The sequence below is a fragment of the Pseudoalteromonas arctica genome (genome assembly GCF_012927645.1).
GTDB classification, from domain to species: Bacteria; Pseudomonadota; Gammaproteobacteria; order Enterobacterales; family Alteromonadaceae; genus Pseudoalteromonas; species Pseudoalteromonas arctica_A.
On sequence record NZ_JABBMT010000010.1, the window covers coordinates 23,558 to 45,347 of the forward strand.

General features: G+C 40.1%; 20 protein-coding genes and 1 tRNA gene. 9 read left to right on the forward strand and 12 right to left on the reverse strand.

Translation table 11 applies throughout. From position 1 onward, the window contains the following. Positions 1–3 precede the first annotated feature (3 nt). The 7 genes from HHO47_RS08560 to HHO47_RS08590 all read left to right on the forward strand — a co-directional run bounded on the left by HHO47_RS08560 (position 4) and on the right by HHO47_RS08590 (position 6,842). Positions 4–1,611, forward strand: coding sequence for an ABC transporter substrate-binding protein (locus HHO47_RS08560; RefSeq protein WP_169019919.1), 1,608 nt, complete (start codon positions 4–6; stop codon positions 1,609–1,611). Further along, positions 1,611–2,645 (forward strand): ABC transporter permease, encoded by a 1,035-nt coding sequence (locus HHO47_RS08565; protein ID WP_169019920.1) that lies wholly within the window; start codon positions 1,611–1,613, stop codon positions 2,643–2,645. The genes HHO47_RS08560 and HHO47_RS08565 overlap by 1 nt, the downstream gene beginning before the upstream one ends. Beyond that, positions 2,632–3,525 carry an ABC transporter permease subunit gene (locus HHO47_RS08570; protein WP_169019921.1) on the forward strand — a complete coding sequence of 298 codons (894 nt, stop codon included), beginning with the start codon at positions 2,632–2,634 and terminating at the stop codon, positions 3,523–3,525. The genes HHO47_RS08565 and HHO47_RS08570 overlap by 14 nt, the downstream gene beginning before the upstream one ends. Next, positions 3,525–4,517 (forward strand): peptide ABC transporter ATP-binding protein, encoded by a 993-nt coding sequence (locus HHO47_RS08575; protein ID WP_169019922.1) that lies wholly within the window; start codon positions 3,525–3,527, stop codon positions 4,515–4,517. The genes HHO47_RS08570 and HHO47_RS08575 overlap by 1 nt, the downstream gene beginning before the upstream one ends. Then, the gene (locus HHO47_RS08580; protein WP_169019923.1) at positions 4,517–5,278 is read left to right on the forward strand and encodes an ATP-binding cassette domain-containing protein; all 762 of its coding nucleotides are present in this window, start codon (positions 4,517–4,519) and stop codon (positions 5,276–5,278) included. The genes HHO47_RS08575 and HHO47_RS08580 overlap by 1 nt, the downstream gene beginning before the upstream one ends. Positions 5,279–5,766: 488 nt before the next feature. Next, the gene (locus HHO47_RS08585; RefSeq protein ID WP_169019924.1) at positions 5,767–5,976 is read left to right on the forward strand and encodes a helix-turn-helix domain-containing protein; all 210 of its coding nucleotides are present in this window, start codon (positions 5,767–5,769) and stop codon (positions 5,974–5,976) included. Between the two features lie 134 nt (positions 5,977–6,110). Further along, positions 6,111–6,842 (forward strand): hypothetical protein, encoded by a 732-nt coding sequence (locus tag HHO47_RS08590; protein ID WP_169019925.1) that lies wholly within the window; start codon positions 6,111–6,113, stop codon positions 6,840–6,842. A 29-nt stretch (positions 6,843–6,871) separates the two neighbouring features. Here HHO47_RS08590 and HHO47_RS08595 read toward each other — a convergent pair whose 3' ends face one another. The 4 genes from HHO47_RS08595 to HHO47_RS08610 all read right to left on the reverse strand — a co-directional run bounded on the left by HHO47_RS08595 (position 6,872) and on the right by HHO47_RS08610 (position 10,518). After that, positions 6,872–8,332: an Eco57I restriction-modification methylase domain-containing protein gene (locus HHO47_RS08595; protein ID WP_169019926.1), complete on the reverse strand. Its 1,461-nt coding sequence runs from the start codon at positions 8,330–8,332 to the stop codon at positions 6,872–6,874. 428 nt (positions 8,333–8,760) lie between these two features. Then, a complete protein-coding gene (locus tag HHO47_RS08600; RefSeq protein ID WP_169019927.1) occupies positions 8,761–9,681 on the reverse strand; it encodes a nucleotidyl transferase AbiEii/AbiGii toxin family protein in 921 nt (306 codons plus the stop codon). Further along, a complete protein-coding gene (gene abiEi, locus HHO47_RS08605) occupies positions 9,678–10,223 on the reverse strand; it encodes a type IV toxin-antitoxin system AbiEi family antitoxin (RefSeq protein WP_348981642.1) in 546 nt (181 codons plus the stop codon). Before abiEi ends, HHO47_RS08600 begins: the two co-directional genes overlap by 4 nt. A gap of 49 nt (positions 10,224–10,272) precedes the next feature. After that, entirely contained in the window at positions 10,273–10,518 is a 246-nt protein-coding gene (locus HHO47_RS08610) for a hypothetical protein (protein ID WP_169019929.1), read from the reverse strand. A gap of 393 nt (positions 10,519–10,911) precedes the next feature. Between HHO47_RS08610 and HHO47_RS08615 the strand changes: the two genes are divergently transcribed. Further along, entirely contained in the window at positions 10,912–11,469 is a 558-nt protein-coding gene (locus HHO47_RS08615) for a mobilome CxxCx(11)CxxC protein (RefSeq protein WP_169019930.1), read from the forward strand. A gap of 14 nt (positions 11,470–11,483) precedes the next feature. Then, the gene (locus HHO47_RS08620) at positions 11,484–11,690 is read left to right on the forward strand and encodes a hypothetical protein (protein ID WP_024608922.1); all 207 of its coding nucleotides are present in this window, start codon (positions 11,484–11,486) and stop codon (positions 11,688–11,690) included. Positions 11,691–11,763: 73 nt separating this feature from the next. Here HHO47_RS08620 and HHO47_RS08625 read toward each other — a convergent pair whose 3' ends face one another. The 8 genes from HHO47_RS08625 to HHO47_RS08660 all read right to left on the reverse strand — a co-directional run bounded on the left by HHO47_RS08625 (position 11,764) and on the right by HHO47_RS08660 (position 21,747). After that, positions 11,764–12,261: a tyrosine-type recombinase/integrase gene (locus tag HHO47_RS08625; RefSeq protein WP_248290963.1), complete on the reverse strand. Its 498-nt coding sequence runs from the start codon at positions 12,259–12,261 to the stop codon at positions 11,764–11,766. 242 nt (positions 12,262–12,503) lie between these two features. Beyond that, positions 12,504–14,408: a peptidylprolyl isomerase gene (gene ppiD / locus HHO47_RS08630; RefSeq protein WP_169019931.1), complete on the reverse strand. Its 1,905-nt coding sequence runs from the start codon at positions 14,406–14,408 to the stop codon at positions 12,504–12,506. 170 nt (positions 14,409–14,578) lie between these two features. Then, complete coding sequence (locus HHO47_RS08635) at positions 14,579–14,881, reverse strand: HU family DNA-binding protein (protein ID WP_301562686.1); 303 nt, start codon at positions 14,879–14,881, stop codon at positions 14,579–14,581. 184 nt (positions 14,882–15,065) lie between these two features. After that, the gene (gene lon / locus HHO47_RS08640; RefSeq protein ID WP_169019932.1) at positions 15,066–17,426 is read right to left on the reverse strand and encodes an endopeptidase La; all 2,361 of its coding nucleotides are present in this window, start codon (positions 17,424–17,426) and stop codon (positions 15,066–15,068) included. Between the two features lie 150 nt (positions 17,427–17,576). Next, positions 17,577–18,860 (reverse strand): ATP-dependent protease ATP-binding subunit ClpX, encoded by a 1,284-nt coding sequence (gene clpX / locus HHO47_RS08645; protein ID WP_169019933.1) that lies wholly within the window; start codon positions 18,858–18,860, stop codon positions 17,577–17,579. A gap of 134 nt (positions 18,861–18,994) precedes the next feature. Continuing rightward, complete coding sequence (clpP, locus tag HHO47_RS08650; protein ID WP_145241466.1) at positions 18,995–19,612, reverse strand: ATP-dependent Clp endopeptidase proteolytic subunit ClpP; 618 nt, start codon at positions 19,610–19,612, stop codon at positions 18,995–18,997. Between the two features lie 166 nt (positions 19,613–19,778). Beyond that, positions 19,779–21,083 (reverse strand): trigger factor, encoded by a 1,305-nt coding sequence (gene tig / locus HHO47_RS08655; RefSeq protein ID WP_169019934.1) that lies wholly within the window; start codon positions 21,081–21,083, stop codon positions 19,779–19,781. A gap of 587 nt (positions 21,084–21,670) precedes the next feature. Beyond that, positions 21,671–21,747, reverse strand: a tRNA-Pro gene (locus HHO47_RS08660). Positions 21,748–21,790 lie beyond the last annotated feature (43 nt).

The following is a 21,790-nucleotide window of genomic DNA, read 5'->3' on the forward strand; positions in this document are numbered from 1 at the left end:
CGAGTGTATAAATTATTACTTGGTATCTTAACGGTATGCCTAACGGGTTGCTTAGATACCAAAGAAAAAACGCTAGAAGAAAAGAATCAGGGCTTAGTTTATTGCGCTGAGGCCAACCCTGTGTCGTTCAATCCCCAAGTGACGACCACAGGTTCGACGATCGATATTATTGCAAATCAATTGTATGACCGTTTGATCAGTATCGATCCCGTGACCGCTGAATTTAAAAGTGAACTGGCTACTGACTGGAAAATAAGTAAAGACGGCAAGTCAGTTACCTTTACCTTGCGTAAAGGAGTAAAGTTTCATACTACTGCATACTTTACCCCGAGCAGAGAGTTTAACGCTGATGATGTAATCTTTACCTTTAGCCGTTTATTTGATGGATATAATCCTTATCACTTTGTTGGGGATGCTAACTACCCTTACTTTCAAAGTGTTGGCATTGACCAGCTGATACGGCAAATTGTTCGCGTGTCTGACTACCAAGTGCGCTTTGAACTATTTAATGCCGAAAGCAGCTTTTTAGCCAATATGGCAACTGATTTTGCAGTGGTTCTGTCTCGCGAATATGCCATGCAATTAAAACAGCACGACCAAGTTAATCTGTTTGACCAATACCCTGTTGGAACTGGCCCCTATATTTATAAAGAGTATCGGCGCGATCACTTAGTGCGCTATTATCGTAACCCTGACTATTGGAAACACCACGTAGTGCTGGAGCAGTTGGTTTACGACATCACCCCAAATGGCACCACCCGAATTGCAAAAATGCTCACCAAAGAGTGCGATGTAACCGCACATCCAAGTAGCGCGCAATTAAGTATTTTAGCCCAACGCGACGACATTACTGTACAAAAAGAAACCAACCTTAACGTAGGTTATTGGGCGTTTAATACGCAGCGCCCACCATTTGACGATTTAAGAGTACGCCAAGCACTGGCCCATGCCATTGACGTTGAAAAAATCATGCAAGCAGTTTATTACGGCAACGGTATTCGTGCGCAATCGTTAGTACCGCCAACATCATGGGCATATCAACCACAAGCTAAGCTACCCGGCTTTAACCCTGATCTAGCTAAAAGGCTGCTGGTTGAGGCTGGCCTTCCAAATGGCTTTGATATGACCATTTGGGCTATGCCGGTGAGCCGAATTTACAATCCTAACGCCCGGAAAATGGCCGAGTTAATGCAAAGCGATTTACGTAAAATTGGCGTAAACGTCAGTATTGTTGAGTATGAGTGGAACACCTTTATTCAACGCATAGGTGAACACCGCCATGACAGCGTGTTATTAGGTTGGGCTGCAGATACACCGGATCCTGATAACTTTTTTAGCCCGCTACTTAGTTGCACAGCGGCATTGAGTGGTAAAAACCCTGCGAATTGGTGTGTTCCTGAGTTTGACTTACTATTGACACAAGCGCTAGACACCACCGATTTAGCCAAACGAAAAGCCTATTATCAACAAGCACAAGCGATGATAGTACGTGAACTGCCTTTATTACCACTAGCCCACGGTATGCGTTTTCAAGCAAGTAGTGCCGATGTAGAAGGTATTCCACTTGGCCCATTTGGCGCAATCTCCTTAGCCAATGCGAGGAAGAAATAATGGTGCTGAATTATATTTTGCGCCGCTTAGGCTTACTATTATTTATGATGTTTACCTTGAGTGTATTTACATTTTCACTCAGTTATTTATTTCCCGGCGATCCGCTTAGTAATTTAAGTGGTATCAGTAATACCAATTTTTCACAAACCACTGAACTACAAGACAAATATCACTTTAACGATAATTACTTAATGCAATACTTTGCTTTTATTGCACGTATTGTGCAAGGCGACTGGGGGGTCTCGTTCGCTTCCGGCGACAGTGTGTTTACTCATATTATCGAGTTATTCCCAGCCACCTTAGAGCTAAGTATTTATGCGTTAATTATTTCTGTTGTGGTGGGTGTTCCGGCTGGTATCTTAGCGGCGGCCTACCATAAGCGTTGGCCCGATAAACTGGTTAACTCCACAACATTAGTGGGCTACTCAATACCCGTATTTTGGTTGGCTTTGCTGCTGATCATGGTGTTCTCATTACAACTAGGTTGGTTCCCGATGTCAGGGCGAATGGGCTTACTGTACGAGATCCCCTCCCAAACTGGCTTTATTCTGATTGATATAGCATTAGCGGGCTTTCCCTATTCTGGCATAGCAATGCTGGATGCACTGCATCATTTAACCCTGCCGACCATTGTTCTAGCAATGTACCCAACCACAGTATTAGTACGCTTTACACGGGAGTCAATGTTGCATGTGCTTGAGCAAAGTTTTATTAAAACCGCCCGAGCCAAAGGTTTAAACCGTGCCCAATTGATTATTCATCACGCCTTACGCAATGCCTTACTACCGGTTATAAAGCAAATTGGTTTGCAGTTTAGTACCTTGATCACTTTGGCGATGATCACCGAGGTGATTTTTTCATGGCCCGGTGTTGGCCGTTGGTTAATTGATAGTATTTATCAACGAGATTACCCTGCCATTCAAGGTGGTTTATTAGCGGTATCGATGTTTGTTATTCTGGCAACAATTATTGCAGAATTAACCTATACCTTGTTCGACCCGCTGTCACGGAATCAAGCGCATGGCAAAGTTTAATTTATTTTCAGAAGAGTCAAATAAATCGCCATTAGCGCGGTTTTGGCGCAAATTTAAATCCAATCACCCGGCCTTAGTGGGGTTATGGATTTTTATCGCCTTTGCAATTTTAGCCGCTGCCGCGCCACTGATTGCGCCTTATGGAGTAAATCAGCAACACAGTGATGCCTTACTTATCCCGCCTTCATGGCATGAAATGGGCGATGTACGCTTTATACTCGGCACCGATGATCTAGGCCGAGATATCCTCTCGCGGCTTATGAATGGCGCAACCTATACTTTTGGTTTATCTGTTATCGCCGCACTTATCACCACTATCATCGGGGTATTAATTGGAACATTTGCCGGCATTAGCCGCGGCATGCGCTCAAGCTTTTTAAATCACCTACTTGATATAACCTTATCGATACCGTCTTTATTATTAGCGATTATTATTATTGCGATATTAGGCCCTGGCCTTATTAATACCGTTTGGGCGATTATTTTAGCACTGCTGCCACAATTTATTCATTCCGTGCGCAACCTTATTGTTACTGAGCTAAATAAAGACTACATCACCGCATTTAAACTCGATGGCGCATCAAATTGGCATATTCTCTCCCGTGGGATTTTCCCCAATATTTATGAGCATATTGTGGTTATTTTTACTATGGCGCTATCTACCGCTATTCTTGATATTTCAGCATTAGGCTTTTTAAAGCTCGGCGCGCAGCCACCTACCACTGAATGGGGAGCTATTTTGGCTGAAAACCTAGGTTTAATTTATTTAGCTCCGTGGACTGTTGGCTTGCCTGGGGTGTTACTCTTTTTAGCTGTGCTGTCGACCAATTTAGTTGGCGACGGGCTTCGCCAAGTGCTCAAAGCACGTAAGGCTGACTGATGCAATTACTAGATATACGAAACTTAACCATAGAGCTGCGCAGCACAGATTCCGTTATTCGTGTAGTTGACCGAGTAAATCTCAGTCTCAAAGAAGGTGAAGTACATGCATTAGTGGGCGAATCTGGCTCAGGTAAAAGCTTAATCGCCAAAGCGATTGTGGGTGTATTAAATAAACGCTGGCACATTACCGCTGATCGTATGCATTGGCGTGGTGTAGATTTAATGCGTTTATCAAATGAACAACGACGTAAAATTGTTGGCAGCGACATCGCCATGATTTATCAAGATCCGAGTCGTTGCCTTGACCCCACAGCAAAAATATTTGAGCAAATCGCCGAAACTTTACCTGAAATGGCCAACTCAGGCTTTTTCTTAAAACGAAACCGCGAACGCAAAGACCGTGTAAAAGCCTTGATCCATAAAGTAGGTATTAAAGATCACGAAAAAGTAATGACTAGTTACCCGCATGAGCTCTCAGAAGGTGTGTGTCAAAAAGTAATGATCGCCATGGCGATTGCGCGTACTCCTAAGTTACTCATTGCAGATGAACCGACTACAGCACTTGAAAGTACCACCCGAGCACAAGTATTTAGATTATTAAAAAGCTTAAACCAGCTTAAAAATATGTCGATTTTAATGATCTCCCATGAACTAGAAGAAATAGTCAACTGGTCACATGGTATGCACGTACTATACTGCGGACAGATGGTTGAAGCCGGTCCAACTCAGCATATTTTCGCGCAACCTCGCCACCCTTATACGCAAGCATTATTAAAAAGCTTACCCGATTATGAGCAAGGGCTTGCCCATAAGGAACCTTTTTATGCACTTAAAGGCACCATCCCAACGTTGCAGCATTTGCCAATTGGGTGTCGTCTTGGCCCTCGCTGCCCACAAGCACAAAGAGCCTGCGTGGTCACCCCAAAGTTAACTAAACAGCATGGTCACAGTTATGCGTGTCATTTCCCTTTAATTAAGGCAATGAAATAATGCAACCTCTATTGAAAGTACAAGCCTTATCAAAAAGCTTTAACCTTCGTGCAGGGATATTTTCACGTAAGCGTTTTGAAGTATTAAAAAACATTTCGTTTTGCTTAGAGCAAAGTGAAACACTGGCTATTATCGGTGAAACTGGCTCAGGTAAAAGTACCCTCGCAAAATTACTAGCTGGCGCAGACAGCGCAGATGCAGGGCAAATTCTACTCGATGGCAACATTATCGAAAACAAAGGCGTTCGCGATCAGCAATGCCGCCATATTCGAATGATCTTCCAAGACTCAGAAGCCTCGCTAAACCCAGGTTTAACGATCGGCGATATGCTCGACGATTGCCTGCAATATAATACGTCATTAGATAAACAAACCCGTGGCGAAAAAATCACTGTAACCTTATCTAAGGTTGGTTTACTCAACGACCATCAACATTATTACCCACACATGTTCAGTGGCGGTCAATTACAGCGCGTCGCCCTCGCCCGCGCATTAATACTCGATCCAAAGGTTGTAGTACTTGATGAAGCACTGTCATCACTAGACCCTTCTGTACGCGCACAAACAGTGAACCTATTACTAAAGCTACAACAAGACACCGGCCTAAGCTATATCTTGATCACGCATCACCTTAGCCTAGTACGCCACATTAGCGACCAACTAGTGGTACTCGACCACGGTGAAATCGTTGAATACGGCAAAACCGAAGATATTTTTCAAGATCCACAATCAAAAGTCACCCAAAAATTGTTGAGTTGCTGAAGAAAAAGGTTACAGGGGCTAGGCAAAAGGTTCTAGGAAAAACCAGAGCAGCTCGGCGTTAAATTTTACCCTTGGTTGTAGGTAGGTTGGATTGAGGGCAACGAAACCCAACTAAAAGCATACGAGCTGGTAGGCGGATTAACATGAAAAGTGGCTGTTGATAAACTAGTATCAACACGCAAATACGAGACCTTACTATATTTATGCACACTAATTTTTTGCCGCTTGATTAATCGCGTATATTGTTCTTACTATGGGTTGTCATATTGTTGCGTTTTTACTCGTGCTTAGTAAGTGTGCTAACCTTTGAGAATCAACTCAACAACATTCAAAAAAATCTTCTCTGATTTATTAAGAGCCATTATTTAAAGCTTGTCTTTTTTATTACCTTTTTAACCTCTTAATCATATCTTCTTCCTCAATCCCGCCCATCAATGCTACTTATAGTCGGTAGACTTATTGTCATCTTATAGGCCTAATTGGTTGTTATGAAAAAGAATGATTATCAAGTTCGTTTTGGTTTAGTCGTCAGAAAGCTACGAAACAAGAAGAACTTAACACAAGAAGAACTTGCAAGCTTATGTGACTTGGATAGGACTTATATAGGCAGTGTAGAGCGTGGAGAAAGAAATGTGAGCCTCATAAATATCCACAAGATCGCCTCAGCTTTAAATATAGAAGTTAAGGAACTTTTTTGATGCCCTACGCTCAGTTGAAACAAGAGATTTTCGCCTATTTCCACTCAAATTTAGCTGCTATTACTAGAGATATACAATCTAGACAGATCCTACATACTGTAAAGTCAAAGCTCATAAATCAAGCGGTTGAAAGTATGAAAAATGACTTAGGCAATATTTTAGTTGTTAAGTATCCACAGCTAGACCGCTCAAAGCTATTTATGCTTCTCCAATACTGTTATTCAGTTATGAGCTTTGAATATCGAAATATCGTTTGGCCATATGAATATATGGCATTTTCACGACGTAATGGAGAGTTGTGGGAGCGTTTTTGCAAAGCTGCTTGGGATCATTCTCAGTTGCCCGACCTATACCGAATTGAAGCTCCAAGCTTCAACGAGGTAAGAAATAGTTTCAGAGATCGCATAATTAATTATACCCAAGGTGATCCGTATCAGAACAATATCGTTGATGAAGTAGATAGTGTTTTTGAACTTGTGGGCGATATTAATATGGTTGAAGATGAAATGTTCAATCTAAATGGACGAAACCATATTATAGACTTTAAGAGTGGATTTAGCTCTAACGAAAAGGGAAACACGCTTCGTTTAATAGCCGTCGGTCGTGCTTACAAACATTGGGATTCTAATGTTAATTTACTGTTTCTCGTTAGGCAAAATGAGAATAACAACTATTTAGAAACCATTCGTAGAAGTAATCTTTGGGAAGTTCATTGTGGAGATGAGGCTTACAGAAAAATCGACGAACTAACAAATGCTGGTATATGTGAAATTAGAGAAGAAGCAATTGATTTTAGAAATGACCTATCACCAGGTTTTTGGAACTATTTAGTTAATAACGATCTGGCACATTATTTAGATTGGTAATGTTAAAAAGGTGCACAACGTGCACTTTTTTATAATACTGAGGAAATAAAGTTATCTCTTTCTTCTTCTGTATTTTTCCAACCTTGCACTTTCGCTAGCTCGACGATTTTATTTGCTTCTAATAGTTCTGCTTCGGTCAACTTAGGAACGTTAATTCTCTTTAAATAGTTTGCTGAGTTATTTGCTCCTGGTGATACAAGGGACTTTTGTTTAGTTGCAAAAGGGTGGTTTAGATAAATCAATAAAAAGTCGTGGTAACTTACCTTTTTAGCGAAAACCCCTACGACGCCTTGATCAAAAATGCAGTTATCCATTTCAGAAGCTGACAACCTTCCAGAGGTCACCATAGGTATTGCAAGCCCTTTTTTAAAGTAAAAACCTTTGTTCTGGAGGCGTGCCTTTTTATCTTTATCGTAATACGTAACAGCTTCATAATCCCAACGAATGCAGCTGTTAGTAGCTTCAAAGACATTTCTATGCCCTCCTCGAACAAAAGGAACATAAGCGATATCTGAACTTATGCCTTGTTTCTTTTCAAGTTCTGTCGGGGTTAGATTTACTAGATCCCAATCGATTGGGTGACCATTGATTCTTTTAGGTGGATTTTCTTCGTCATAGCCACAAAATCTTTGGTTATCACCTGTATAAATTCCAGTTCTACACTCTGCAATTTCACCTAATGTTACTGTTTCACGAGATATCTTAATTGAATCGAATAATTTTGGGCTGACCCAAGCTTTGTCAACATTATTAATAAAATAATCACCACTTACAGTAGTATGATCAGTTTCTACCAACCGTAAAAGCGGCTGACTTGATTCAACAGCATCGATCCAATTAACTTCATGATCTGCGCTAAGTGGTTCTACATTACCTGCGATAATACACATATTCCCATACCCAAAGTTTACGGAACCGAATCGTTTACTTTTGAACTGGATAATGTGAGTTGGTTTTGCCGATTCGAGTATAAACTGTCTCATATAACCCAAATGTGTGCTAGTTAGGAAAGTATCGGGGATAATAAAAACGTAGCGACCGCCCTTTTTTAATTTTTGCAAAGTAAAATAGAAGAACAATGCATAAGACTCTTTGGCATACACATCAGGGAATGCCTTTTTTATAAGCTTCCTATATTCTTGTGAGAACTTTAAACCGTAAGGAGGGTTACAAATAGTTGAATCATACTCAGTCTCAGGTAAAACAACCTTTCGATTATTTAGCTGAACAAAGTAATCAATAAAGTCTGTGTGAAAGTAATTACAATTTTCTATATCTAAGTCTTTGATAAAATAATTTTCGTCAATATCAATTGCATCGATATTAGAGGGTTTTCCTATCAGGTTTTTTATAAACGCCCCCTCACCAAAGCAAGGTTCAATAATGTTTTGTTCTGTAACGTCGCCCAATAAACTAATCATTGTATTTCTAAGGTCATCGGCATCTGTAAAGAAACCTTGAAAAGATTTATCTGTAATATGTTGGTTCAATACTTCAATCTTAAGTGTGCTACTTTTAGTCATCATTCTACTGTATTTCTGTCTTTTTTCAAGTTAAGCGTTAACATCAACTATGTTAGATCGAATTTTACACCCTCACACATTGTTCAAATGGTGGAGTGGTGGATCACTTTTCGGTTGTTATTAACACGAGATAAACTCGAGCCTACAACACCACACTCCCCTAGAGCCTAGTTACTTAGCCCCTTTAACCTTGTACCTAGCTCCTGTGGCTTTAATTTAAAGTGAGTTAATCGCTTCTTTTTTAGCGCTTACTTGGATGAAACAGTGCGACTAAAGCAAATAACCATTTAGCATCGAAAATCGACCATTCAGCAATATTCAGGGTGCTTTTCGACGCTAAATGCGCCTTTCGACAATCTGCTATTAACTTTGTAACAAAGATACTGTGTAGATCCCTACATTTTAAACTCAACAGCACTTACCTTACCTGATAACTCACCTTGTACTGTTTGAAACAATTTAATTAATGTGGCAGCTAAATACACCTGAAATTTTTCCAATGCTAGAGTGCGGTCAAATACATCAGTGGGTAAGAAGCGTTTCATCTCAGCTATAAATGCTTCACTTTTAACAAGCTCAGCTAGGCGCTCAATTAAATTAGCAAGCAACACATCATAGTGATCAAGTTTATAGTCTACGATCTTGCTTTTTACTAAATCCATTTTCAATATAGCACCTTGCTGCTGTAACCAGGCGAGATCCCAAATATCTCGATGCCGAACATATTTGGTTGTTGCAGGCAAAGAGATAATTTTATCTGCCATCACTTCGTCTAACGTCTCTGTTAAGATAAGAGTGTCGCTATAGCCATCCGGCAAAAAGTCATAATTTGCTTGCAGAGGTAACGGCTCCTTTGTATAAGCAGGGATATTTGCTACTTCAAGTTTAATTTTTTGTTTAGGTATATCTTTTCTCTCAGGAAAAGTAACAACTGCGATTTGCCACTTGTCAATGTTTAATTCTGCATATTTTGGGTCTGTTTTTAACTCTTTAGGTTCTTTAACACTGACTTCAAGTCCGTATCTTCCGCCGATATATTTTTCAATACAGGTTTTCATATCTGCCAGCATTATCGAACTGAAATCTTTGCCACCTGCAAAATCTAAATCTTCGCTGAAACGATTGCCGCCATAACATAACCGTAAACATGTACCTCCTTGAAAAGTTAACTTATCCAGAAACCCCGCCTTTTCTAACGCAAATAAAATATCGTAATGTAGAAGCTCTTTTTCTATAACTGCGCGCATGTGCGAAACATTGTCGCTTTGCATTGCTTGGTTTACTAACTTTGCGAAGTTCTGTTGGTCAATTTTCATAACGTATGCTCCTCCAATTCATCTATATTAACCAAATGGGTATTGCGGCCAACACGTTTTAAATCTCTATAAGCGACTTGCTTAGTGGCGAACCTAAGTGGCCTACCAACTAAATTTGTACCTTCCAGAATATCCATAGGAGCGCGTTTTGTATGGGTAAATTCAATGGTTCCAAACGGGGTTTTATATTCTGCCGAGCGCCCTGTTGTCATTACCGTTAAACGATCAACTGGAATTTGCGAGATCACCCCAAATTCAGAAAGTGCAGATTCCAAACTAACGTAGTTGTATTCACCACGCCGAATCGTTTTGGCAATTTGCTCTAACGTATCACTTTTTTTAGATTGCGCTAGAGTATATAAGTACACACCATTAATAATACGTACAAGCAAACCATCATCTAGCAAACGTTTGATGCCCGCTCGTAGAGTTCTCTGATTGTCTTGATGGAAAATTTTCGAAAGATCTGAATTAGTAAAGATATAATGACCTCGCTTATCGTATTCAGTAAACTTTTTAATAGCTTCAGATTTATTCAACACACACCTCAAGTCATCATTAATAACATATAAAGATGTCACAATTGTAGACTTAATGAATGATTTTAGCAAGCTGGACATTGGTGATATAGCAATCTTGCTTAATAAACACCAAAATGGTTTTATCAACATTAGATAGTTTTAAACCCGCATTTAAACCCTCAATTTCTGACGTTTTAGCCTCCATTATTGCATCAAAAATCATTTGTAATATGAACTCAATAAATAGAGCACTATCGGTTTGCTGAGTGCTTTGGCGAATAGCGAGGTAGTAGTCGTCTTGATGTTGATGCACCATGCTTTAAACAGGAATATTAATAAACACGTCATTAATTAGGTTATTAAATTGAGCCGTAGTTAATAAAGTGACACTTGCAAACTTTATTTGTACAGTCAGCCCGTTATTTATATAAGTGAATTGCATAAAAAAACCCGCAAACTTGATTACTCAAATTTTCAGGTTTTTTAGGGTTTTTAAATCAACGAATTTAAAAACCTATATTGGTGGGCTGGGGGGATTTGAACCCCCGTCCGAAAAGCCTCGATTGTTATCATTACTCAACAAAAACAATAAGTTGCATAAATATCAGTATTTTAAGCCCTTGTTCAGTCTCTTAGTGTCTTGTATCGTCTAGTGTATTTGGGCACAATGTGGACAGTGTTAGCGGTTAACAATAGGGAGCTATATAAAATGGATAAACAAGCGATAATCGATAGTTGCAGAGAAAAAGAGTTTCATGCTTATGGAACTAGTAGTATTTTTGATAAACGAGCTAGATCTCTTCAATTTCGAAGAACTTTAATTACTTTCCTTGGGATTATAACCCCTTTATCTGTTGGCTCAATAGTATTATCTTTCGGCACTTCGACAACAGCACTACCATATTTACTAACTATAGCAGGTGCAGTCGGTATTATACAGTTGGTTGTGTCTGCATGGTCAATAGTGTCTAGATGGGATGAAAAGTATGATTATTCTATTGAATCAGTTAGAGACAACACGAATTTATACAATCAGTTTAAAGCTCTAGCCGATATGCAACCCAGCGATCTAGACATAAAATTTTCTGAATTAATTAAACAAAACGAGAGGCGGGAATCAACAGATATTACTAAACATATTACTGAGAAAGAAAAGCGTTATGCTAATCACATATCGCTAAAGTATTACAAAAAACCTTGCCATATATGCAAGGAAACGCCTATATCATCAAAACCAACTAAATGTGATGGTTGCGGTAATTTTTAATAAAGGAGTAAACCATGAACCAAAATGTAATAAAATTTGTAAAAGCTTTTCAGTCACTTTCTGCTAATGAAAAAGCTCAGGTGATAGAAATAGCAAAAGCTCTTAATGATGCTGGTCCAATAAATGAAAGTCGTGTTATAAGATCATTTGGTCTTGAATCAAGTAGTACAACTATAAACTTTGCTCCAGCTCCAGGTGCTTGTCCAGCTTGTGGAAAATAAAATACTAACAAGTCACTAAATTGGATACTCAATGTAGTAGATAGGATAGAGGCCTATGCATAAGTGAATTTCTTCAGAAACAAATTCTCGGACCTAACTTTATAGCATCTTCTAAATGACTTGGCGCAAAGTGCGCGTAAACCATGGTTTGCTCAATCTTTGCATGCCCAAGTATTTGCTGTAAAACTAAAATATTACCTCCGTTAATCATAAAATGACTCGCAAAGGTATGCCGTAGAACATGGCTACACTGCCCCTTTGGTAAATTAATATCCGTTTTATTTACCGCCCTTTCAAACGCCTTTCTACAATCAGCAAATAGTGGCCCTGACTTTTTAGGGATCTCATTAAACAGCTTTTCACTAATTGGCACAGTTCGGTTCTTTTTACCTTTGGTATTAATAAAGGTGATGCGGTAGCTATCGCCAGATTTAATAACTTGAGACCCTTTTAAATTACACGCCTCACTTATCCTACAACCTGTAGCTAAACAGATTTTAGACACGATTAAAATATGGGGATTAGTAGAGCGTTTTAACTCATTTAGTAGAGTAATTATCTCGTCTTCCATTAAAAATGAAAGTTCGGTTTGCTGTAGTTTGAACGGTTTAATTTCAGCTAAAGGATTTGGATATTTTAACTCCCCTACTTCAGTTGCACTCTACCCAACCTACGCGTGTTACATAAAAGCAGCGCGAGATAAACTCGAGCCTACAACACCACACTCCCCTAGTGCCTTTAACCTTTAACCTTTATATTTTGCTCACAAAAAAAGCGCCAATTGACGCTTTTTTTAGCTTTACTTAATTAAGCTTACTCAGCAGCTGTTGTTTGTGCTGGTAAGTTTAATTCTGCGTTTGCTTTTAAAGCTTCAATGAATACCATGTAGTTTTTGTTTACTTGGGCCATGGTAATATTTTGCTTAATTTGTGCGTCGATTTCGCCTTCAACAGTAGCGTTAGTCACTGTTTTAAGTGCTACGATTGCCGCGTCACCGTTGTTTAGTTCAACTTTTTCAACTACTGGCATGTCAGTTGGGTGTGCCATTTTAAAGGCATGTTGAACGATCGCAGGCGATACAGTGTAAGCTTGACGAGTCAGTGCTGCTTCTTGACGTAAGTCTAAGCTATGCTCAGTCGCTAGGTCAGTTAAGCTCTTGCCAGCTTCAATTTCAGCAAACAGCGTTGTTGCTTTTTCTTTCGCCAGCTCTGATGCTTTTTCACTAACTAAACGTGCTTTAATTTGCTCTGATACATCAGCAAGTGCTTTTGTTGCAGCTGGTACATGCTCTTTAACACGCACTAATACCACATGCTCATCACCTACTTCGATAACTTCAGAGTTCATTTTATCTTCAAGTACATCGGGTGAGAAGATTGCAGCTAACACAGCGGGTGTGTTAAGCGGTGCAGGTAATGAATTACGGTCAACCAGTTCTGTTGTTTGTACTTCAACACCGGCAACGTCTGCAGCGTCAATTAAGGTGTCTGAAATTTCAAATGCGATAGCGCCCATTTCTGTTTGCTTTTCATAGAATGCATTTACTTTTTCAGTACGCTCAAGTTCTGCGCGTAAATCAGCTTTAACAGTGTCATACGCTTTTACTTGTTGGCTCTGAATATCAGTTAACTGAATAATATGATAACCAAACTCAGATTGTACAACGTCTGAAAAATCCCCTTTATTTGCCAATGCAAATGCCGCATCTTCAAAAGCTGGATCCATCATGTCACGTTCGATCCAATCTAAATCACCGCCTATTTCAGCACTGACGATATCATCTGATGATGATTCAGCTAATGCTGCAAAGTCACTACCTTGTTGCAATTGCGCTAACAAGTCTTCAGCTTTGGCTTTTGCTGCATCATCATCTTCACTGTTATCAATTAGGATATGCGATACACGACGCTTTTCAGGCTCAACATATTGTGCACTATTTTGATCGTAATACGCTTTAACGTCTGCTTCGCTAACATGAGTTTCAAGTGTTAGGTTTGCAGCATTTAAGTCAATGTAGCTTACTGATACTTGCTCAGGCGCTAAAAACTGCGACATATTTAGGTCATAGTAATCAGCAATTTCTTGCTCCGTTACTGCAATTCCTTCTTGTAGTGATTCTTTGCTAACCACAACGTAATCAATACTACGTGTTTGCTGCTGTAGCGCAATCGCACTAGCCAGCTCACTTTCTAAAGCAAAATCAGTCCCAGCGACTGCTGATATCAACTGGCTACGGGTCATTTCTGCACGTAAATATTCACGAAACGCATCTGGCTGGAAGTTCATTTGACGAATAACTTGCAAATAACGATCGTTATTAAACTTGCCACCAATTTGGAAGTACGGCAATTCTAAAATCGCTTTGCGGACACTGTCATCACTAACACGTAAGCCAAGTTCGGTCGCTAGTTGAGTTTGCAATTCTTGTTGTACTAGACGGTCAATGACGCCTTGACGAATTTGTGCCATGTAATTTGGATCAGCAGTAATTTGTGCAAAGTATTCGCCAAATTGTTGCTCTAAACGTGCACGTTCGTTTTGGAACGCACGGCTAAACTCGGTTTGGCTAATTTTAACTCCATTTACTTCAGCTACGGGCTGCTCTGTGGTTTGACCTAAGTAACCACCGATCCCTGCTAAGGCAAAAGATAAAATCACCGCGCCTAAAATAATTTTAGCTACCGGTCCTTGTGAACCTTCTCTGATTTTCTCAAGCATTTATTTATCTCTATTCTATTCGAGGCAGAAATCGCCTTGCTTATGTAAAAAAAGCGTATCTTACCAGATACGCTTTTTTACTTGAAGCAATTGGCGAGAAAGATAGTTAATTAAGCTGTAAAAGCGATTAACTTCTTACACTACCAAACTAACTCACTAAAGAGCAGTGATTAGCTGTTACATGCATCTTTAAGCGCTTTACCGGCTTTAAAAGCTGGGATAGTCGCGGCAGCGATTTGAATTGTTTCGCCAGTTTGTGGGTTACGGCCTGAACGTGCAGCACGTTCACGTACTGAGAAAGTACCAAAACCAACTAATGCAACTGAATCGCCATCTTTAAGAGCGCCAGAAACAGCCTCGATAAATGAATCAAGTGCACGACCCGCAGCCGCTTTAGAAATGTCAGCATCAGCTGCGATTTGATCGATTAATTGAGATTTATTCACAATATCATCCTCTTTCATTGTTATTATCAAGAGCGATTGTTTTTTAAACTAACATCACTATTTTGAAAATTTTAGAGCAAACTTTTTCATGCCCATACGATTGTAATTTTTCTTCAGCCTAGGCCACATAAGGCCTCGGCTTGAAAGCCAGTGCTTAACTTATCATACCATCTAGATTTGAAAAGCCCTTTAAAGCACTTTTTTCGGTTTTTTACTGGTTTTTTGATGTTTCGACTGAAAAACTCTCAACTGGGTGTACTAAAGCCAGTTTTAAAACCTCATCAATCCAGGTAACTGGGTGAATATCGAGTCCTGCCAATACATTGTCGGGGATCTCTTTTAAGTCACGCTCGTTAATTTTTGGAATAATAACCGTTTTAATACCACCACGGTGAGCGGCTAACAGTTTTTCTTTTAAGCCACCAATAGGTAATACTTCACCACGTAAGGTGATTTCCCCCGTCATAGCAACATCAGCACGTACTGGGTTACCTGTAAGACTTGATACCAAACCCGTTACCATCGCCGCACCTGCACTTGGGCCATCTTTTGGAGTTGCCCCCTCCGGTACGTGAACGTGAATATCACGTTTTTCGTAAAAATCACTATTGATACGAAATTCATCAGCACGATTACGTACAACTGTCATAGCTGCCTGAATCGACTCTTGCATCACATCACCCAATGAACCGGTGTAACTTAATTTACCTTTGCCTGGCACAGCAGCGCATTCGATAGTTAATAAATCGCCACCCACTTCAGTCCACGCTAAACCTGTTACTTGACCAATGCGGTCACCGTCTTCAGCTTTGCCATAGTCAAAGCGTTGCACACCTAAAAACTCTTCTAAGTTTTTATCGTCGATAGTCACTACTTTAGTGCCTTTTTCGAGCAAGATATTTTTAACCGCTTTGCGGCATAACTTAGACACTTCACGCTCTAAGTTACGTACACCCGCTTCACGCGTGTAATAACGAATAATGCCGATAATTGCACTGTCTTCAATGATTAATTCGCCATCTTTTAAGCCATTGCGTTTAACTTGTTTAACAATTAAATGCTCTTTGGCAATATTCAGCTTTTCATCTTCGGTATAACCCGATAAGCGGATCACTTCCATCCGATCCAATAACGGACCAGGAATGTTAAAGCTATTTGATGTAGCGACAAACATTACATCAGATAAGTCGTAATCAACTTCTAAGTAATGATCTGCAAAGTGGCTATTTTGCTCAGGATCAAGTACTTCTAGTAATGCTGATGCTGGATCGCCACGCATATCTGCTGACATTTTATCGATTTCATCTAACAAGAATAATGGATTTTTAACACCCACTTTACTCATGTTTTGAATCAACTTACCTGGCATCGAACCTATATAAGTACGACGGTGACCACGAATTTCTGCTTCATCACGTACACCACCTAGTGCCATACGAATGTATTTACGCCCTGTTGAGCGAGCAATAGATTGACCAAGTGACGTTTTACCAACACCCGGTGGACCCACTAGGCACAAAATTGGACCTTTGAGTTTATTGGTACGCTGTTGCACGGCGAGGTATTCAATGATGCGTTCTTTGACTTTATCAAGACCGTGATGGTCGCTGTCTAAAATCTTTTGCGCACCTGCTAAGTCTTTTTTAACTTTTGAACGCTTTTTCCATGGCACATTAATGAGTGTGTCTATGTATGAACGCACAACAGTGGCCTCAGCCGACATTGGCGACATCATTTTAAGTTTAGCTAACTCAGAATTGGCTTTTTCTTGCGCATCGCTGCTCATACCTGATCCTTCAATGCGCTTTTTCAGTGCTTCAAATTCGTCAGGTACATCGTCAAGCTCGCCTAATTCTTTTTGAATGGCTTTCATTTGCTCATTGAGGTAATACTCGCGCTGCGACTTTTCCATCTGCTTTTTAACCCGGGTACGGATCTTTTTCTCAACTTGCAGTAAATCGATTTCACCTTCCATCAACGCCATTAAGTATTCTAGACGCTCTGTAACATTGGTGATTTCGAGTACTTTTTGCTTTTCAGGCACTTTCAGTGGCATGTGCGCTGCCATAGTATCGGCAAGGCGCGGCGCTTCATCAATGCCACTGACCGAGGTTAACACCTCTGGTGGTATTTTTTTATTAAGCTTTACATAGCCTTCAAACTGGCTAATAGCACTGCGAATAAATACATCTTGCTCTTGCTCATCTACTTCTTCTGAGCCAATAAACTGCGCATTAGCAACAAAAAAGTCTTCATTATCAATAAAGCTTTCTAGTTTCGCGCGTTGCGTGCCTTCGACCAGTACTTTAACTGTGCCATCTGGTAATTTGAGTAGTTGTAAAACGGTGGCAATCGTACCTACGCGATAAATATCGTCTTGCTCAGGTTCGTCTACAGTTGCGTCTTTTTGCGCAACCAGGAAAATTTGTTTGTCTTTATCCATTGCCGCTTCAAGGCATTTTATTGATTTTTCACGGCCTACAAAAAGCGGGATAACCATGTGCGGGTACACCACAACATCGCGCAATGCCAACACCGGGATTTCGACTCGATCTGTTCTCTCAAGCGTCATTATTTTTCTCTTCGCTCTTCATTTATTTTAAAGATTACTCAAGTATATGGGGATAACCTAGGTAAAGTTCAACAATTTAACGCAACTGGATTAAATAAATTATAAAAAAAGGAGCACTAGGCTCCTTTTTGTTATCAAACTGAGCGAGTTTTACTCAGATGCTGCTTTATCTTGGCTAGCGCTTTGATAAATCAAAATAGGATCTGATTCACCTTTTATCACGGTTTCGTCAATCACTACTTTGCTGACGCTTTCCATTGAAGGAAGTTCGTACATAGTATCAAGTAATACCGCCTCAACGATTGAACGAAGACCACGTGCGCCAGTTTTACGCTCCATCGCTTTATGAGCGATAGCACGCAGTGCGTCATCACGGAACTCAAGTTCAACGTCTTCCATACCAAACAATGCACCGTACTGTTTTGTTAGGGCGTTTTTAGGCTCATTTAAAATTTGCACTAAAGCCGACTCATCAAGTTCAGTTAAGGTTGCCACTACAGGTAAACGACCAATAAACTCAGGGATCAAACCATATTTCACTAAATCTTCTGGCTCAACATCTTTAAATGTTTCACTCAAAGATCGGCTCGCCGCAGACTCTTTTACGTTAACCCCAAAACCAATACCAGTATTTTTATGACTACGCTGCTCAATCACTTTATCAAGACCTGAGAATGCACCGCCACAGATAAATAAGATTTTAGAGGTATCGACCTGTAAAAACTCTTGCTGTGGGTGCTTACGGCCGCCTTGTGGTGGTACAGATGCCACAGTCCCTTCTATCAGTTTAAGCAGTGCTTGTTGCACACCTTCACCTGATACGTCACGGGTGATTGATGGGTTATCTGATTTACGTGAAATTTTATCAATCTCATCGATGTAAACAATACCACGTTGTGCTTTCTCAACGTCGTAGTCACATTTTTGCAGTAACTTTTGGATGATGTTTTCAACATCTTCACCCACATAACCAGCTTCAGTTAGTGTGGTTGCATCAGCCATTGTAAACGGCACATCTAATAAACGCGCTAACGTTTCAGCTAATAATGTTTTACCACTGCCGGTTGGGCCAATAAGTAAGATATTACTTTTGCCTAACTCAATATCCGTTTTACCGGTTTGATTACGTAAACGTTTGTAGTGATTGTAAACCGCTACTGACAGTACTTTTTTGGCGTGCTCTTGACCGATAACATAATCATCTAAATGATTACGAATTTCTTTTGGTGCAGGCAGTTTATCTGAGGTATTGTGCTTTGGCGCAATATCTTTGATCTCTTCCCTAATAATGTCGTTGCACAGCTCAACACATTCATCACAAATGTATACTGAAGGGCCAGCAATTAACTTGCGAACTTCATGCTGGCTTTTGCCACAAAAAGAGCAGTATAACAATTTATTACTTTTGTCGCCGTCTGTAGGAGTGTCAGACATTCAACTACCTCATCTTATTCGTTGGCTGCCAAACTACTTAGCAGCTATTTCAATACGCTTAACTATACCAAAAAATAGTGGTTTTCACAGTGTAAACAGCTCAAGCTAGTACTGTTAGTTACCAGCTTATATTTTTACTTGCTGTCGCGACTAGTAAACACCGCATCAACTAAGCCATAATCAACAGCTTGGCTGGCGCTCATGAAGTTATCACGATCTGTATCTTTTGAAATCACATCTAATGGTTGGCCGGTATGCTCTGCCATTAAACGGTTTAGTTTATCTTTAATAGACAAAATTTCTTTGGCGTGTATTTCAAAATCAGAAGCTTGACCTTGGAAACCGCCTAATGGTTGGTGGATCATCACCCGTGAATTAGGTAAACAATAACGTTTTCCTTTTGCACCAGCTGTTAATAAGAATGCACCCATGCTCGCCGCTTGACCAACACAAATTGTGCTTACATCTGGTTTAATGAAATTCATGGTGTCATAAATCGCCATCCCCGCAGTCACTGAGCCGCCTGGCGAATTAATATATAAAAAAATGTCTTTTTCTGGATTTTCTGATTCTAAAAATAGCATTTGCGCTAAGATCAGATTAGCCATGTTGTCTTCAACTTGACCTGTTAAAAAAATGATTCGCTCTTTTAATAGTCTCGAATAAATATCATACGAGCGCTCGCCTTTCGCTGTTTGTTCAACAACCATAGGTACTAATGCATTGAGTGGATCTGTAATACCAGTGTTCATATTTATCTTATTCCTTATACGCTTATACTTATCCTTACTATTAAGAAAAGCATAGTTATTTTTTGGCGAAATTGAAGGCCACAACCTAAAATGGCTCGGGCACACTGCATAATACAGAGCAACACGAGCCATTTAATCGTTAGCGAGGGATTAAGTCAATGACTTATTAAGCACCTTGCTGTGGATTCATGATGTCATCAAATGCTTTTTCAACGTCAGTCACATTTGCTTTAGCTAAAATAGCTTCAACAGCCTGCTCTTCCATTGCTACATTACGCATTTGTTGCATAAGTTGATCATTTGCTTTGTAGTATTCGACCACTTCTGTTGGATCTTCGTATGCAGAAGCTACTGTTGCAATTAATGCTTCAACTTTTGAATCATCAACCTTGATCTCGTTCGCTTTAATTACTTCACCTAATAATAGGCCAGTCTTAACGCGTGTTACTGCTTGCTCATGGAACAATTCAGCTGGAAGCTCAGGCATGTTTTTAGCGTCGCCACCAAAACGTTGTGCAGCTTGTTGACGTAATGCATCAATTTCTTGATCTACTAGCGCTTTAGGCACGTCGATTTCGTTGTTAGCTAAAAGACCTTTAATTGCTTGGTCTTTCACGTTCGCTTTAACCGCTTGGTCAAGTTCACGTGTCATGTTCTTTTTAACTTCTTCTTTAAGAGCATCAACGCCGCCTTCAGTTACACCAAACTTAGTTGCAAATTCTTCGCTAAGTTCAGGTAGTTCTTGCGCTTCAACTTTTTTCACTGTGATAGTGAATTGAGCTGCTTTGCCTTTAAGGTTTTCAGCATGGTAATCTTCAGGGAAAGTTACGTCAGAAACAACTTCTTCACCTGCTTTTTTACCTACGATATTATCTTCAAAACCTGGGATCATACGACCTTGACCAAGCTCTAATGGGAAGTCTTCAGCTTTTCCGCCTTCAAATACTTCACCGTCGATAGTACCGACAAAATCAACCGTTACACGGTCTTTTTCGCCAGCAGCTGTATCTACGTCAGCCCAATCTGCGTGTTGCTTACGAAGAGTTTCTAGCATGTTAGCTAGATCTTCGTCAGTTACAGTTACAGCAGGTTTTTCAACAGCAATTTTGTCTAAACCTTGAACTTCTACTTCAGGGTAAACTTCAAATGTTGCAGAAAATTCTAAATCTTTACCTGCTTCAAGTGCTTTAGGTGCAAATGTTGGTGCGCCAGCTGGGTTAATTTTTTCAGCTACAATAGCTTCATAAAAATTACGCTGCATTACTTCGCCAGCAACTTCCTGACGAACTGCACCACCGTAACGTTTGTTGATTACAGACGTTGGTACTTTACCAGGACGGAAACCATCAATACGCTGGGTTTTAGACAGTTGTTGTAAGCGTTTTTTTACTTCGGTCTCAACGTTCTCTGCAGGAACGATGATGGTCAGACGGCGCTCAAGGCCTTGAGTCGTCTCAACAGAAACTTGCATGATATACCTCAATCTTCAATTTTGGCGACTGTTCGCCTTCCTTACAAACACGGTGATCACTATGCGTTTTGGCACGTTTAAAGTCATTTAAGCGACTTATTAACCCCATCTCCACTATAAGATACCAATGCTGCTTTGCCCTTCGGGCACTATGTTAAACAATAGACGCGGCATTATAACCTAATATTTATGATAGTCGAGCCTAGGGGGAAATTATTTGGTCAGATCACGGATTATAGAGGGGAATGGGTAAAATGTAGGCGGTTAAGCTATCAGGAAGAGAATAATGAAACTTTTAGTTAATAAACAATTCATATAGATATTAGATGCTGAGAAAGTGGTCGGCGATGCAAGGGGTGAACCTGCGACTGCATGAGATATACCCAAACCAAAAATCACTAAACTTTATAATTAACGAAAGTGGTCGGCGATGCAGGATTTAAACCTGCGACTGCATGAGATATACCCAAACCAAAAATCACTAAACTTTATAATTAACGAAAGTGGTCGGCGATGCAGGATTTGAACCTGCGACTGCATGAGATATACCCAAACCAAAAATCACTAAACTTTATAATTAACGAAAGTGGTCGGCGATGCAGGATTTGAACCTGCGACCCCTTGGACCCAAACCAAGTGCGCTACCAAACTGCGCTAATCGCCGATATTGAGGTGATAAACTTCATTTTAATGAACACTCAAACTTT

Coding starts and splice junctions, on each gene's coding strand:
- tig (WP_169019934.1), bottom strand. CDS start 21,083: ATGCAAGTTTCTGTTGAGACGACTCAAGGCCTTGAGCGCCGTCTGACC.
- HHO47_RS08575 (WP_169019922.1), top strand. CDS start 3,525: ATGCAATTACTAGATATACGAAACTTAACCATAGAGCTGCGCAGCACA.
- clpP (WP_145241466.1), bottom strand. CDS start 19,612: ATGAACACTGGTATTACAGATCCACTCAATGCATTAGTACCTATGGTT.
- lon (WP_169019932.1), bottom strand. CDS start 17,426: ATGACGCTTGAGAGAACAGATCGAGTCGAAATCCCGGTGTTGGCATTG.
- HHO47_RS08615 (WP_169019930.1), top strand. CDS start 10,912: ATGGATAAACAAGCGATAATCGATAGTTGCAGAGAAAAAGAGTTTCAT.
- HHO47_RS08565 (WP_169019920.1), top strand. CDS start 1,611: ATGGTGCTGAATTATATTTTGCGCCGCTTAGGCTTACTATTATTTATG.
- HHO47_RS08620 (WP_024608922.1), top strand. CDS start 11,484: ATGAACCAAAATGTAATAAAATTTGTAAAAGCTTTTCAGTCACTTTCT.
- clpX (WP_169019933.1), bottom strand. CDS start 18,860: ATGTCTGACACTCCTACAGACGGCGACAAAAGTAATAAATTGTTATAC.
- HHO47_RS08625 (WP_248290963.1), bottom strand. CDS start 12,261: ATGGAAGACGAGATAATTACTCTACTAAATGAGTTAAAACGCTCTACT.
- HHO47_RS08610 (WP_169019929.1), bottom strand. CDS start 10,518: ATGGTGCATCAACATCAAGACGACTACTACCTCGCTATTCGCCAAAGC.
- HHO47_RS08570 (WP_169019921.1), top strand. CDS start 2,632: ATGGCAAAGTTTAATTTATTTTCAGAAGAGTCAAATAAATCGCCATTA.
- HHO47_RS08580 (WP_169019923.1), top strand. CDS start 4,517: ATGCAACCTCTATTGAAAGTACAAGCCTTATCAAAAAGCTTTAACCTT.
- HHO47_RS08585 (WP_169019924.1), top strand. CDS start 5,767: ATGAAAAAGAATGATTATCAAGTTCGTTTTGGTTTAGTCGTCAGAAAG.
- ppiD (WP_169019931.1), bottom strand. CDS start 14,408: ATGCTTGAGAAAATCAGAGAAGGTTCACAAGGACCGGTAGCTAAAATT.
- HHO47_RS08590 (WP_169019925.1), top strand. CDS start 6,111: ATGAAAAATGACTTAGGCAATATTTTAGTTGTTAAGTATCCACAGCTA.
- HHO47_RS08600 (WP_169019927.1), bottom strand. CDS start 9,681: ATGAAAATTGACCAACAGAACTTCGCAAAGTTAGTAAACCAAGCAATG.